Here is a 15,218-nt window from a genome sequence, read left to right as displayed (position 1 = left end):
CGCTCAAAACTTTATCGACATTCTATAGAGCAGGTCTTTCATCCTTGCACGACTGCTTGTTTCAACTGATGCTTGAGTAACTTTCCAACGGCATTGCGAGGAAGCTGCTCGACAAAAGTGACTTCCTTCACTACTTTATAGGAGGCTAATTTTTCCTTACAGAAATGAATGATTTCTGTTTCAGTAATGGAAGCCTGTGGTTTTATGACGATATAGGCTTTTGGAATCTCACCCCATTTTTCATCAGGCACACCAATGACAGCTACATCTGCTACGCTCGGATGTGCAGCGAGTACTAATTCTAATTCAGCGGAATATATGTTTTCACCACCACTAATAATCATATCTTTCATACGATCGACGACATACAAATAGCCCTCATTATCGATATACCCCACATCCCCTGTGGCATACCAGCCATTTTTCAAGACATTATGCGTAGCTTCTGCATTATCAAAGTAACCAACGAAAACTTGAGGCCCTCGTAAAATAATTTCGCCTACCTGTCCAGCCGGCAATTCTTCCTCTGTCTGGACATCTATAATTTTCAATTCACCATGCATGACAGATTTCCCCATTGAATCAAATTTTTCTTTATCCATTTGTTCCTTCCACATCGTAACAGCACCCGTATATTCCGTAATGCCGTAGACCTGTTGAACAGGAATGCCTAACTGGCGAAAACCGAGAATGAGTGGGGCGGGTACCGAAGAAGCGCCACACGTAATATTGCGCACAGAAGAGGCATCAACACTTGCTCCCTCATACGTTTTTAATAAGTAGGCCAGCATGGTTGGCACCGTCATCATCGTCGTAATCTTTTCCTGTTCAATCAACCTCCATGCAGCCATCGGTTCAAAAGTCTCCATCAGCACCATTGTACAGCCACTCATTACATTCGTAATGAGCGGCGCAATCCCCCCAATGTGGAAAAATGGTGCCACCATTAAGAAACGATCCTCCTCCCACCAATCAATTGTTTGGGATAAGCCAATGCCAGCCCCAAATAAATTGTGATGAGAAATCATAGCTCCCTTTGGTTTACCCGTAGTGCCGGACGTATACATAATAAGTGCCACATCATCATTACTGGCATTGTACTGTGGTTCCTTGACATCTTCGTCGAAAATCCCCTGTAAAGAAGGTACTGTTTCATTGGAAATAGTAAAATCAAGCGCTATTTGCTCCTGTAGGGCGTTAATTACCGGCTCAAATTCCACATCATGCACAATCATTTTCACTTGACTGTGTGCCACAATATATTGTAGTTCCGCCACTTGTAAGCGCCAATTCAGGACAACTGTGATGACCCCAATTTTAGCTGACCCCATTAAAACAGCAATAAAGTCTTCGTTATTCTTACATAGTAAGGCAATGCGATCCCCTTTTGCATAGCCAAGCTTAGTTAAATAATTAGCAAATCCATTTGCTCGAGCATTCATCTGTTGAAAAGTCCAACGCTTACTGTGATGAATAAATGCCTCTTTGTCCCCCATTAAAACAGCACGATTTTGCAATAACTTCCCAATATTGATGTTCATAATTGCCACCCCTTAACAATTTTTTATTTAACATACATGCATCATTGGATACCGCGTGTGCCCAATCTCTTAAGGTAAAATCGGGTAATCTTGTATTTCTTTAATCGTTTGCTCTTGGAATAACGTAAAGATTTCTTCCCAAGTTTGTTCCCATCTTCGCGCAGCACGTCTATTTTCTGCATTCGGTAATGCCGTTAAATCCACCTGCAATAACTGTTCAATTTGTTCCACAAAGTGCTGAATTTCTTGCGCTGAACAAGCTGTTAAAATATTAGACAGCAATTCTTCAACAGAAATTTGCTTGCGCATCTTCATAATATCTCGATAAATTTGCGCAAGTAAGACATTGCGTGGCCCCTCCCACAATTCATTTACCAGGCTATCTCTAAACAATCTTGGCACGGCCGAAAAGTCTTCTATCGCCCCATGCCCACCAAAAATAGAAATCGCCAACCTTAGCTTATCAACCGCTTCTTTTGATGCAAAGATTTTTTGGAGCAAAATCAATTCCCGTACGACATAAGCCTCTGTTGTATGAGGATTTTCTTGTGTTCGATTAAATGCCGTATAAATGAAAAATGCTGTACCCACAACGCGTTTTGCTGCATGTTCTAAATCTTCAAGTTGAGCGGCAGCCATTGGGAATTCATCGATTTGACGATCAAATACCGTTCGAAAGCGCGCATATAACTTGGCCTCACGAGCCACTCTCATCAAAAAGGCGCCACTCGCAAACCCAATATCCAGTCTTGAACGTGTTAATACAATACCTACAGCTAAAGCCACTCCACGATTTTGAGGTCCAATGCGATAAGCAATTGCCCCCTGATAATCAATTTCCGCAGAAGGCAATTCTGCTGTCCCTATTTTCCATTTTAACCGATTAATCACATGATGATTTCGTTTCTCTTTTACCTTATCCCCCTGCAACCAAGTGGGCACGATGAAAACTGCCACATCATCGGTATGTTCTATGCGCGCAGTCACGACAGAATAGTCAGCATGCACAGCGGAACAGAAAAATTTATTGCCAAATAATCGATAATGTTCACCTTCTGGCTGAGCTGTTAATATATTGGCAGGAATATTAGACCCCCCTTGAATTTCAGACATATACTGTGCGCCAATACCGAAATCCCCGCCGATTCCTGCCGTGACATGCTGATAAATGTTTTGTATTTCGGCGGAGGCATCATCCATGAAATGCTCAATTAATGAGACCAGACCGTCTGTACATGCTAATGGACACGTGATGCCAGCTTCCCCATTCCCATGCAAAAAATAGCGCTTAATAATACCTTCATTTTTTAGTTGGTGGTGGGAAAACAAGCCGTAACCAAAAATCTCCTGCTCCATGTGTTGCATGTCAGAGGACCGTATAATGCGATCAATCCGTTCATTATACGCATTATAATGCCTTACTCTAGGCTGATTTTCAGGACGTGCATTTTCAGCCGATAGCGTGCGCCAATCCGTTGTTACTTTTTGCACAAAGGGCTCTAGCCGAGGCAGCATTTCATCCCACGTACCAAGGCAAAATTGTTGCAATACCTGCTGTAGAAATGGATTATCCAAATCATTCAATTTATCTCTTTCGTCAATAAATTCTCGAAAACTATACGTTTTTTCTGTAACACGCACCAAAACAACACCCCATTTACTAAATTTTAAAAATATTTTAACACTATAAAACAACAAAGTAAACACCGTTTATTTTTGTGTGCGATTTGGATATTCTACGCTCTATCCATAAGGTTCGCGGTCTCTAGCCGTCACTTCGCATGCTCTATCCAACATTTCGCCGATTCTATCCGTCATTTCGCGGGTTCTATCCGCACTTCGCATGCTCTATCCGTCATTTCGCACGGTCTATCCGCCACTTCGCACGGTCTATTCGCCACTTCGACTCACCCCGCTTCCATAGCAAAAAAAACGCTCACCGAGGTGAGCGTTTCAAGAAAAAATTTGTTATTCGTTTGTTCCTTTTTCTACATCATATGTGGTAATCCAGTCACTAAAGCTGCCTGTATACAGTTGAATATGTTCATAGCCCTCATCTGCTAACACGGCATACAACGGAGAGGCTGTGACACCACTGCCACAGTATACGACCACGTGCTCGTCATGTGCCACCTTCGCACGTAGCGCATCATTTGCTTGTAATGTACTGTCTGCCTGCAACTGCTCCCAGTCAAAGTTTTTAGCACTTGGGATATGTCCTGCAACCTTATCCAGTGGCTCCACTTCCCCGCGATAGCGAGCTGCGGCACGGGCATCTAGCAATGTTGCTTGAACATCACCATCCACGATGGCTTTTACCGCCTCTCGCGGTGCATACAGGTGATCCTGCCAATCAAAATCAATGATCGTCGGTGCATATCTCACAATATCCTGCGTAAATGTTACTTTCTTCTCTAGAGCGCCCACGCCACCGTTGACAATCACAACATTCGGGAAGCCCGCATATGTTAGCATCCACCAAGCTCGCGGTGCGAAGGGTGATGCGCCCTGATCATAGACAACAATCTCATCCTCATAACGTAATCCTAGTCCTTGAAAAACAGACGCTAGCTTTTCCTTACTGGGCATCGGATGGCGACCATTGCTACTTTCCATATCCGATAAATCCTGCTCTAAGTCCATAAAAATAGCGCCAGGTGCATGTCCTTCTTCAAACAATAATTTGCCTGCTTCTTTGTTCTGCAAATCAAAGCGTGCATCCACAAAACGGACACCATCAAGCTGAATTTCCTCAACTGTTTTGAATACTTTTCCCATTTGAATCACCTCATGCATATTGTAATTGTGCGTAAATTGATTTCCATGATGCTAAACGACTTTCCTCTTGAAGCACAAGTCGCTCTGTCGCGATTTGCTCTAATGCCTGATGGTAAATGTGCAGACGTAATCGCTCAGCTTCCTCACCGATATAGGTAATGGCCCATGTCATTAGCGAAACCTTTTGACCGTCTAAATAGTTTTGAGCATCTGGCTTCGTTAATGTTTCCAGCGCTTCACTTAACTTCATTTTTTCATTCTTCTCAAAGAAAGCCTTTTGATTGCGGAAGTGTGACTTCACTCCAGTATATTTCGCCATTTCTGCAAAAGGTCCTTCAAAATTAAGTAAATCGGGCTCAGATGATTCAAAGCCTAAAAATGAGAAGCTACGGTTTAATTCTTTCAGCTCACGTACTTCATCTTTAAAGCGTACTTGCAACTTCTTGCTAATGAACTGCGATAAACGGAAGTTCGTGACACGCATTTCCTGTGTAAAATCAAAACGAAGACTTTGCAGTACTTCTTTTAAGGCATGCTCTAATGCTTGCTGTGCTGGCATCGCCGCAAAGGTTGACGGATTGTAGCCTTCTTTAAAGAATTCCGGGTAGCGATAGTAGACACGCTGTAAGACGTAATACAGTAATTCATCTAATTCCTGCTTTGTCTCACTTTCCATCATGCTTGTATTCAGTGCACTAAATTTCGTTTTTATGTGCTGTTCAAGAGTTGTCAGTTCGGCTAATCGCTCATCCTTACGCTTTAAGTTATCTTCCGTTTGCGCAATTAAATCCCCTAAACGTTGTTCTGTTTTGTCGACTTCCTCCGCCAGAGCTTGCACTGCCAATGCACTCAGCTCATCATTTAAGAAGGTATGGAAATTCTCTTCAAATGGTGGCATGCCTGATGCAAAATCAGCACCCTCTACCTTTTCCTTCAGTGCCATTAAGCTTGACACGCCATATAGACGCGGGAAACGAATACCAAAGCGTTGTAGCTCTGAACGTACATAGCCTTTGACATCCTCTTGCTCTTCTTCAGTTGTCGCCAAATCAATGGCATTGACAATAAAGAACATCTTATCTAGCTCAAAAGCATCCTTAACTCGCCCGAGCTGGATTAAAAACTCACGGTCAGCTTTGGCAAAGGCATGATTATAGTACGTAATAAATAAAATGGCATCTGCATTACGAATATATTCAAACGCAACGCCTGTATGACGTGCATTGATGGAATCTGCTCCTGGTGTATCCACTAACGTCACACCCATGCGTGTCAACGGACTATCATAATAGAAATCGATATTATCTACAAAGCAAGATTTGTTTTCTTGCGCAACAAATTTCTCAAATTCTTCGCGCTCGACACGTAACACTTTGCCAAGCTCCGTTTTAAATGTAGGATAGCCTTCCTTATAAGCACGAATAAATGATTTATGGACGTTTAATCGTTCATCTGATAGTTGTACCGCAAGGCCTTCATCTGCACGATTTAGGGCTTCATCTAGCGAAGCAACCGATAAGCCGATTGCAGCATATGAGCTTTGAATATCCTCTAACATTTGTGCCGCTGTTTTCAACTGCACATCTGCTGTTTCATGCGGATGTTCTGCTGTGACAGGGCGAATTTTATTGATGGCTGCTGTCGTTGGATTTGGTGATACTGGTAAAACCTTTGCACCCATTAATGCATTCGAGAAGGATGATTTCCCCGCACTAAACGCACCAAATAACGCAATGGTAAAGTCTTTCTTTTGTAAGCGTTCCACTTTATTTTCTAGATAACTTGCTACCTCAGCAAAGCCCTGTACCTCTTTGACTGCATTGGCCGTATGAAGTGCACGTTTAATTACACCATCGATTGGTAGGCTTGTAGCACTAACAACTTGCTGTATTTCTTCTTCCTGAAGTGCTACTTCTTTTGGTTTTAACATTGACTCATCAAATAAGCGGATTTCGGCTAATGCCTGTGCAAATGCTTTTTCCCAGAAAGTCAACTGGTTATTCGCTTCCTTACGAATTTCATTGCTTGCCTGATGCATGACGCCTGCACTATATTGTTGGTAACCTTCGATTTCTAATACCGCATTGATGGCATCTACTTTATCTTGCATGCCAGCCATTTTTAATTTTGCTGGTGCGGCAGTTTCAGTAGCGACCGCTTCTAACGTTGTAGCTTGCGTATCTTTCCACTTATCCGTTTCCTGAATATAATAGCGTTTAGTCGCCTCTGCTACACGGTTAGCAAAGTTCAACACGGCATCCCCTGTTAATAGCGCACCGATTTGCACTTGCTGTTCAATCAGCGAAAATGGCAAGTCAAACACATAGCCATCAATAGCCTCTGCACGCTCTTCACTTAAGGCGCCTACATCCTTTAACGCCTTTTTCATCAGTCCTTTTAAATGACCAGTTATTTGGGCATGTACGACTGTTTGATAGCTACTAAACGCTTCCTCTTTACGGCGATTGCGCTCTTCCTCGGTTTTTTTCTTCGCTGAAAATAAGCCTCCGACCTTAAAGCCTTCCTGCTTACTTTCTAGATAAAGACGTAATTTATCACGTAAATCTGCCGGCATAATCGCTGCATTCGCAAGTAACTCTTTGCGTTCTTCTTCAAACGTTTCATTCCATGCTTCAATGGAGAATAATTCAACCTGACGATTCAGCTTATTGTATTGTTCTAATATATCTTGATGGTTTGCCCAATCATCGGCGCTTAAAATGTCTTCATCTAAATCTAAACGATCTTGTCTTTCTTCTATTAAATAATTGTCATGCTCACTTTGCAATAAACGTAGCGTATTTGTTGCTGTTTGCACAAGTTGATCTTGCCAATCATTCATACTATCCATCACGATTTTCTTGACGGCTTCAAAATCATTATTTGGATGCTCAGGTTCTCTTAAAGACGTGAAAAATACACCCTTTGGCTCAACGCCCCATGCAGAAAAGGAGTGATGAACAGTGGCCTTAAACTCTTCAAAGCTTAATTCATTCTCTTTATGCTTATCAATCATATTGACGATTAAATAGACATTGGGATTGTATTTCATTAATTGCTTAGTAAATTGAAAGTTCAACTCGGATTGAACGTGATTGTAGTCCATTGTATAAAATACAATATCAGCAATATGAAGTGCTGATTCTGTAGACATGCGGTGGGCATCATCTGTTGAGTCAACACCTGGTGTATCCATAACGGTTACGCCACTTGGTAATGTCGAAGTGCTATGGCCAATCTCAATCTGTGATACCAAATCACCATTTTTGCTTAGCTCTTTTACCGTTTTAAAATCATAGCCTGCTTCAAATTTTACAGGCTTTTCATTATGCATGTAAACAATCGCATAATCTTCATCCGATTTATGGACCTTTACGATGTTGGCACTTGTCGGAATCGGACTGGAAGCCAATAAATCTTCGCCAGATAAGGCATTAATCATGCTCGATTTACCCGCAGAGAAATGGCCGGCAAAGCCAATGACATATTCTTTCTGCTGTAATTTTCGTGCAAAAAGCGATGTTTTCTCCATGCGCTCTGTATCACCATTATGCTGATATATTATGTATTGTAATGAAGCTTGCTTTAAAAGCCCCTCAAGTTGTTGATCAAATTCTTTCATAAAAACAGTAACTCCTTTACCCTTTAGTTATTCATATTTAGTATTCTACCTTATTCGACATTCAAAGTATAACACTAATTTACTTTAAAAAGCATATATATCAAGGTTTTAGACGCAATATTCGTCTTTCCTTTCATACAAGATACTGCATAAAAAAGTATGATTTGGCAGGTAAATCTTTAAAATTTTGATGCACAACCAATCATAATAAGAGTTTCCATCATACTCTAAGTTAATGAATATTTTTGTCCGATAGATTTGTTAGTGTATGACAGACTGATTCTCGCCCTTACAGGAGAACGCTTCAAGGAAACTATACATTGTTGGCTTATCAATAAGAGGGAGGAAGTGATTAACCTATGAAAAAACAAAAAAAGCATATGAAAAGAGTGCGGGATTTAGAAGATCATTCATGTGAAGAGAGCATGCCTTGCATGCAGCGTATCATAGCAGTGAACGCTGCATGCATCAGCAACCCTCCCCCAGGGAATAACGCTGAGGGAAATATCATCCCCATCATAAATAGATACTTTTATATTCCAGAGGAAGATATTGATTTAACAAATGGCGTCACAATACCTGCGAATTTATTTTATGGGGATGATGGCAATCCAGTAACTGAATTTATGCTTTTTCGTCCAAATGGATATGTGAATCTTTACATCAATGCTGTTATGCAAGAAGGTGGGATTTACACAGTCACGACAGATTCCTTAACATTAAATCCTTATGCTACGACCATTTTTGCAGGGACTCCGATTATCTTGGAGTCCCTCGGATTCACAACGACATGATGGCTGCCGCTAGCATGAAAGGAGGTGAAAAAATGGCACTTTCCATAATTAATATTAATGTCAATGTGACTGGCACTTCGACAAGATTTTTTAATATATTAGCTACAACTTTAACAGTTGCTGACGGTACCACTATCCCTGCTACTGCCTTCCTAGATGATAGTGGGGTTGCCGCAACTGCTTTTCCAGTCGTAACGAATGGTTACTATAACTTCTATGTTAATGGTGTCTTACAAGAGGGCGAATCGTATACAATTTCTACAACCGAGTTAACCTTTAACACGGTTACAGGCACTATTTCTGCTGGCACGCCATTGGTAGTTGAGGCTGTAGAATTTGTGACAACAACTTAACTGGCAAGCTTTATTTGGGTTTCGTTATGCTGTTTGATAACCATCATATAATGAAATCACTAAGATTCCTGCGCATTATTATTAGAAAATGATTCACACAAAACGACTGCGGAACTTGGACGTCCAGAAAGTGACCTCGGTTTTCTACAAACGGATAGATAAACAGAAATTAATCGCTGCCGCTAGAATCATCTTCGCGACAAAAGTGTGAGTAGAACGTAGCGATTGATGTAGGATAAGCTGGTCAGTGACCAAGGGACTGACCCGATATATAAGACAAAGGTAAACAATCATCCAACCAGTTGTCGGTATTGAACCGGCAACTGGTTGTTTAGTTTCACTTGTATTCAAATATAGTTAGACGTTTGCTGTTGTAGTATTTCTTAAATCGACTTAGAAGAATGGTTCAGACTTTAGTGCAAGATAGGGCATTATCAGTGGCCGTATGGTAACGTATTATGCTTATGACCATGCCCTTTTTTTGATAATGAATACGACTAATAGAATGTGTACACTGAACCTTGATTACTGTGCAGTGTACATTCTTCAGCTAAAGTTACAAGTTGAGATATGATATCTTGATATAAACTGAGCGTAGCGCCTTTTAGCATTTGTCAGGTTCGCTTACCTCAGTAATTCATTAAACGAAATCGTTAGGTTGTTCCAGTTTGTTTTACTTTCACTTGATACGGCAACGATATTTTTGCATGATGTGTTACGGTTATTTATACAATAAAATCTGTAACTAAAATCATAATCAATGATACTAGCCAAGCTAAAGTTGTTGGTACAGACCATACCATAATTTGCTCTTTCGTATCTGTAATGCCAAGCGAACGGTTGACTACCCAGAATAATGTATCACTGAAGTATGAGAACACCATAGCGCCTAATGCAGCAGCTTGTGCAGCTAATACCATGTTAACATCTGGAATAGCCATTAAAATTGGTGCTGAAATTGAAGCGGCTGTTATCATAGCAACAGTACCACTTCCTTGAATCAATCGAACAAGTGAAGCGATAATGAATGGAATTAAGACAGCTGGCAATGGAAGAGAGGCTACTGAATTACCGATATAATCGCCAGCACCACTTTCACGTAATACGAAACCAAACGCTCCTCCCGCACCAGTAATTAATAATATAACCCCGGCACTATTCATACCTTCTTCCAAACGACCTAAAACTTCTTTACGATCCCATTGACTAGCTAATGTATAAATCGAAGCAATTACTGCTAAACCAACTGCAATAATTGGTTGACCTAAGAAGATTAAATAGTCAAAAATGCCACCGGTAATTTTAAAAGCTGATAACGTTGTATTTAAGAAAATTAACACGATTGGTAATAAGATTGGAAAAATTGAACGGAACAATGATGGTAATTCTTTATTACGCTCATCTGATAATTTAACAAAATCTTGATACGTATATTCTTCGTCTTGTCGAATCCAATCCGTCCCATCTTCGTTTGGAATTTGATTGATGCGCTTACCGAGCCATTTCCCATAGAAAATACCGACAAGCATTATTGGCACAGCAAAAATCAATCCATAAATAATCATTTGTCCAACATCAACATTGAAAATCCCTGCAACCCCTAATGGACCAGGTGTAGGAGGAACCGCATGGTGTGTTGCCGCTGCACCAATTGCTAATGGAATCCCGATAGCTACTACAGATTTACCAGTGTTTCGTGCGACAGATTTAATTAATGGTGTTAGAATAATAAATGTAGAATCAACGAAGATTGGGATTGCCACGATGTAGCCCGCCAAAGCCATCGCCCATTCTTCTTTTTTTCTACCAACAAAACGAATCAATTCATAAGCTAATCGTTCTGCTGCTCCTGATACTTCTAAAATACGTCCCATCATTACGCCAAAACCAATAACAATACCTATTGAACCAAGCGTACTGCCAAATCCACTAACTATAGCATCTGAAACAGCTTTTGGTGCCATTCCACCAATAATCCCTGTAGTTGCCGCTGAAATAATTAATGCTAAAAAAACATGAATCTTTGTTTTCACAACTAGAAATACTAATAAGATTACGCCAATAATAAGACCTAGTAAAATCGTTGTTTCTGTTGTCATATTGTAACCCCTTTCATTTTTATATAAGAAAAAAGAGGAAAGGAATATTCCCTCATTTCTTTTTAATCAAAGTGATTGTCTTGTAAATTTCGGTGCATATTCAGCAGCAAGCTTGATGCATTCATACATACTTACTTCCGAAGCTATATTTTTCCAAGCAATATCAAATGCTGTTCCGTGATCTACGGATGTACGTAAAAACGGTAAACCATTTGTAATTGAAATTGTACGGTGGAAGTCCGTCATTTTTGCAGCGATATGTCCTTGGTCGTGATATAAAGACAGAACAGCATCATAGCGACCATTTAGTGCCTGATAAAAAACAGAGTCTGCCGGAACAGGCCCAACGGCATCGATACCAGCAGCGACTGCTAATTCAATGCCTGGTTTGATTTCTTCTACTTCCTCCATTCCGAATAACCCCCCTTCACCAGCATGTGGGTTTAAACCCGCTACTGCAAATTTACGACTTTCAACACCTAAACGTGCTAATGCTTTGTCACAACGCACTAAGTAATCGTATACACGTTCTTTTGTCATTTGTTTAATGGCATCCGCAACAGATAAATGACGTGTTAAGAAGAAAATACGCATCCCCTTTACTTGAAACATTGTTAGTGGATCTTTGGATTGTGCTAAGTCTTCCAGCATTTCTGTATGTCCGATATACTGCACTTTTCCAGCTTTTAATGATTCTTTATTAATCGGTGTAGTTGCTAAAGCTTTGACTTCACCATTCATTGCTAGTTCTACTGATTTTTTAATAAATTCAAAAGACGCCCTACCATTTTGAGCTGATACTTGACCCGGTTCAAATGCATCCATATCGACGTTGGCTAAATCGATGATATCAATGGTACCGAATTGATATTTACCATCTAATGGTGTGGAAACCACATTGACTGACAATTGTACGCCCGTTACATCGATGGCTTTTTGAACAATGCCTGCATCACCGACTACTAATGGCTTGCACATTGTATAAATCTCTTCCTTTGCTAAAGATTTCACAGTAATTTCTGGCCCAATTCCTGCTGCATCGCCCATTGGAATAGCGATAATTTCTCTAATAGTTGTTGTCATATTGTTACTCGACCTTCTTCCTTGTTATTTATTAAATATTGAATGCACTCATCAATCGAATGCTTGTCACCCACTGTTCCGCCTTTTGTTACGACAGGAATCCCATCGAATGTACCACCGATAAATCGCCCAAATGCTGCCCGTGGTAGCACTTCGTCATATAGTTGAATCGCTTCTGCACCACTGATTGCACAAATAGCCGCTGTAACATCCCCGCCGCTAGAAAACGAACCGCTAATACGAGATTTCGCATGTTGTACAACTTGATTTGTTATCATGGCTAAGCCCTCTGTAATCCGTTTTGCTACTATTTCTTCTGGGACATTTTGTTCCTTTGCAAGCGTCCATAAGTCTAATTTTTCTGTTCGTGGTGAATAGGTCGTGATGATTAATACATCTTCACTAAATAGCTTTTCGAATGCTTCCGCTGTAGCACGTGCAATTTCCTCGTCCCAGCTAGATGAAACGGAGGCAAGTTGTTGAGGATTGACGTAAACTGGGTTGGCATTGCGTTTATCAATGACGTATTGTAACTGGCAACCTGTTAATGAGGTAATGCTTCCAACTGTCACGATAATTTTATTATTTTTGACAGATTGGGCGGTCTTGGCATAGCCGTATGCCGCTGTTAATGGCCCAGGATCGACAGGCATTACATCGAAATCTTTAATAGTCATCATTGCCTCAGCGATGACATCAATATCTTCATTCGATATAGCATCTATCACGATAATACGACTACCTTCTTCAATCTGTTGTACTAGTTGTTCACGTAATGCTAGTTGTCCTTGTAACACACATGATAAAGTAATATGTGTAACTTTATGATAGCTTTGCTTTTGTAAAATAGACGGTACATGGGAATCCGTAATTGGATTCATCGGGTCTTTTGCAACATCTGTTTTTTCAACAGGAACCCCATCTACTAGTAAATAACCACCTGTTACGGAACGACCAGAGTCCGGATACGTCACGATGACAACCGCAATTCGATTTGCTTTGATCTCTAATAATGCATCAATCTCACTCCCCAAATTTCCACGTACAGTACTATCAATTCGTTTCGCAATAACATCTGCTCCCCACATATCTAGCTGCTTTTGAACACGGAGGACGCGCTGTGCAGCAATTTGTGGTTGCACATAACGACTATCTGTATCGAAACATAGCGCATTAAGCGAGCTATTTTTAGGGATTTCTCCACCGAATACTACAGTAGCACTACGAAACGCCTTTTTTGATAAACACACGCCCGTTGCATTAGCTCCTGTTAGGTCATCTGCAATTACGCCGATTTTCATTAACTCACCTCTTCTATGAATATTGAATATTCCTTATAAAGCTCTTTGATATCCTCTGGCAAAAGATGATCCGTAATAATTCCCGTTACGCTGTCTACTTTAGCAATTTTTGCAAACGCTTTCTTTTCAAACTTACTAGAATCGACTACTAGATAAACTGATTCAGAAGCGTCAATAACACGCTTTTTCAAAGAAGCCTTTTCAAAGGTAGTCGACATGATTCCTAAATTGGCATGTACTGCATGTGCACCTATAAATGCGATATCTACATGAATATTTCGCAACATTTCATCAGCTGTTACCCCGAACACAGCGCCTACATTTTTTTGAACAATGCCACCGAGTAATACTAATTCGTGCTCACTATCCATCAATTCAGCAGCAATTATAATATCGTTCGTTACAATCGTTAGGGGTTGTCTTGATTTTAACTGGCGTGCAATTTCTAAATTGGTTGTGCCAGAATCTAAAAAAACTTTCATGTCTTCTTTAACAAGTGACACTGCTTTTTCTGCAATTTCTATTTTTTGTGAACGTGCTTCAGAAAGTTTTTGATTGTAACTTACTTCTGTCATAATAGTTTGAGCATGTGTTGCACCGCCATGTGTACGAATAAGCTTTTTATGTTTTTCAAGTTCATCTAAATCCCGACGAATTGTCATGGCAGACACACCAAGCATCTCAACTAATTCTAAAATTTCTACCCTGCCTTTTTTCTGAATTTCATCAATAATTTTTTTCTTTCGTTTTAAAGGTGTCATAGTAGTTCCCTTTCTGTACCTAAAAATCATTTGTTCACTTTGAACAAATTATGCACTTTTCTGATAATTAAGTCAATAACTTTTTGTTTACTTTGAACATTTAAATGTTAGTTTTTATCATCGATTCATTTCATGCGGAGCATTCAAGAGCGGTTAATGGCTGGAATCACCACATTCATGTGCTTGATTTTTTTCGCTTTGCTAAACAAAAGGAGGAATGTAATTGGTAGCATTTACAAGTTGTTTTGTGAAGAGGGTGACCAAATAGTATGGCTATATAGGGATTTTTCTGAATGGATGGGGCTTGGAATGGCGTAGGTGGAAAGATAGAGAAGAACGTAACACCACTAGCTGGCGCTTTACGAGACATTATAGAACAACAGCCATCGCACTGAAGGATATTACCTACTTTGGCTGTATGTATGCTTTATTGCAGAATTGCCAGAGACCTATCTTTATGTACCAATTAAAGTCGCAGAAGGCATTCTTGATATCATGGAAACTTCATCCCAAAATGCACAAAAAAAACTGGATGCAATCAGCTATTATGAATACACATTTACATATAAGAAAGTAAATTGATGGACATTACCACTACTTTATTAAACAAATTTTACTTTATAGATACATAGGTACATAGGTATAACAAGCCCCTCAACAAGTGGTACGTGTTTTAGTAAACGTAACGATTTATAGATGAACATAAAAAAGAGAAGGCATTTAAAGACTAGTCCATGAATCACCACAGTGACTGCTAACACGATTGAAACCAAAGTCACCAATGGGACTGCCTTTTAACGCCTTCCATTCACCTGGGTGTTATTGCCCGCTTAAAAAAATCAAAGGAATAATTGGCATGGTGCCCGAAGTAAAAGTCGGCTGTTCA

At 40.2% G+C, this 15,218-nt stretch carries 10 protein-coding genes; 2 read left to right on the top strand and 8 right to left on the bottom strand.

Annotated elements, in window-relative coordinates; all coding sequences use genetic code 11:
• Positions 1 to 38 precede the first annotated feature (38 nt).
• The 4 genes from menE to C9J35_RS09220 all read right to left on the bottom strand — a co-directional run bounded on the left by menE (position 39) and on the right by C9J35_RS09220 (position 7,941).
• Complete coding sequence (gene menE / locus C9J35_RS09235) at positions 39 to 1,541, bottom strand: o-succinylbenzoate--CoA ligase (protein WP_054767557.1); 1,503 nt, start codon at positions 1,539 to 1,541, stop codon at positions 39 to 41.
• Positions 1,542 to 1,610: 69 nt separating this feature from the next.
• Positions 1,611 to 3,182: an acyl-CoA dehydrogenase family protein gene (locus C9J35_RS09230; RefSeq protein WP_235616251.1), complete on the bottom strand. Its 1,572-nt coding sequence runs from the start codon at positions 3,180 to 3,182 to the stop codon at positions 1,611 to 1,613.
• A 327-nt stretch (positions 3,183 to 3,509) separates the two neighbouring features.
• Positions 3,510 to 4,319 carry a sulfurtransferase gene (locus C9J35_RS09225; protein ID WP_054767553.1) on the bottom strand — a complete coding sequence of 270 codons (810 nt, stop codon included), beginning with the start codon at positions 4,317 to 4,319 and terminating at the stop codon, positions 3,510 to 3,512.
• 10 nt (positions 4,320 to 4,329) lie between these two features.
• Positions 4,330 to 7,941 (bottom strand): dynamin family protein, encoded by a 3,612-nt coding sequence (locus C9J35_RS09220; RefSeq protein WP_107924276.1) that lies wholly within the window; start codon positions 7,939 to 7,941, stop codon positions 4,330 to 4,332.
• A 359-nt stretch (positions 7,942 to 8,300) separates the two neighbouring features.
• On the opposite strand from C9J35_RS09220, the gene C9J35_RS09215 reads away from it, so the two are divergent.
• Together C9J35_RS09215 and C9J35_RS09210 are read left to right on the top strand one after the other, a co-directional pair.
• Positions 8,301 to 8,735 (top strand): DUF4183 domain-containing protein, encoded by a 435-nt coding sequence (locus C9J35_RS09215; RefSeq protein ID WP_235616244.1) that lies wholly within the window; start codon positions 8,301 to 8,303, stop codon positions 8,733 to 8,735.
• A gap of 32 nt (positions 8,736 to 8,767) precedes the next feature.
• A complete protein-coding gene (locus tag C9J35_RS09210) occupies positions 8,768 to 9,088 on the top strand; it encodes a DUF4183 domain-containing protein (protein ID WP_107924275.1) in 321 nt (106 codons plus the stop codon).
• 725 nt (positions 9,089 to 9,813) lie between these two features.
• Here C9J35_RS09210 and C9J35_RS09205 read toward each other — a convergent pair.
• The 4 genes from C9J35_RS09205 to C9J35_RS09190 form a co-directional block, all read right to left on the bottom strand.
• Positions 9,814 to 11,187, bottom strand: coding sequence for a GntP family permease (locus C9J35_RS09205; protein ID WP_107924274.1), 1,374 nt, complete (start codon positions 11,185 to 11,187; stop codon positions 9,814 to 9,816).
• Between the two features lie 66 nt (positions 11,188 to 11,253).
• Entirely contained in the window at positions 11,254 to 12,270 is a 1,017-nt protein-coding gene (gene pdxA / locus C9J35_RS09200; RefSeq protein WP_107924273.1) for a 4-hydroxythreonine-4-phosphate dehydrogenase PdxA, read from the bottom strand.
• Positions 12,267 to 13,571, bottom strand: a complete 1,305-nt coding sequence (locus C9J35_RS09195) for a four-carbon acid sugar kinase family protein (protein ID WP_107924272.1) — start codon at positions 13,569 to 13,571, stop codon at positions 12,267 to 12,269. Before C9J35_RS09195 ends, pdxA begins: the two co-directional genes overlap by 4 nt.
• The gene (locus C9J35_RS09190) at positions 13,571 to 14,332 is read right to left on the bottom strand and encodes a DeoR/GlpR family DNA-binding transcription regulator (protein WP_107924271.1); all 762 of its coding nucleotides are present in this window, start codon (positions 14,330 to 14,332) and stop codon (positions 13,571 to 13,573) included. Before C9J35_RS09190 ends, C9J35_RS09195 begins: the two co-directional genes overlap by 1 nt.
• Positions 14,333 to 15,218: the final 886 nt, after the last annotated feature.

This window comes from Lysinibacillus parviboronicapiens (assembly GCF_003049575.1).
Classification (GTDB): domain Bacteria; phylum Bacillota; class Bacilli; order Bacillales_A; family Planococcaceae; genus Lysinibacillus; species Lysinibacillus parviboronicapiens.
This window is presented reverse-complemented; position numbering and strand designations above follow the sequence as displayed.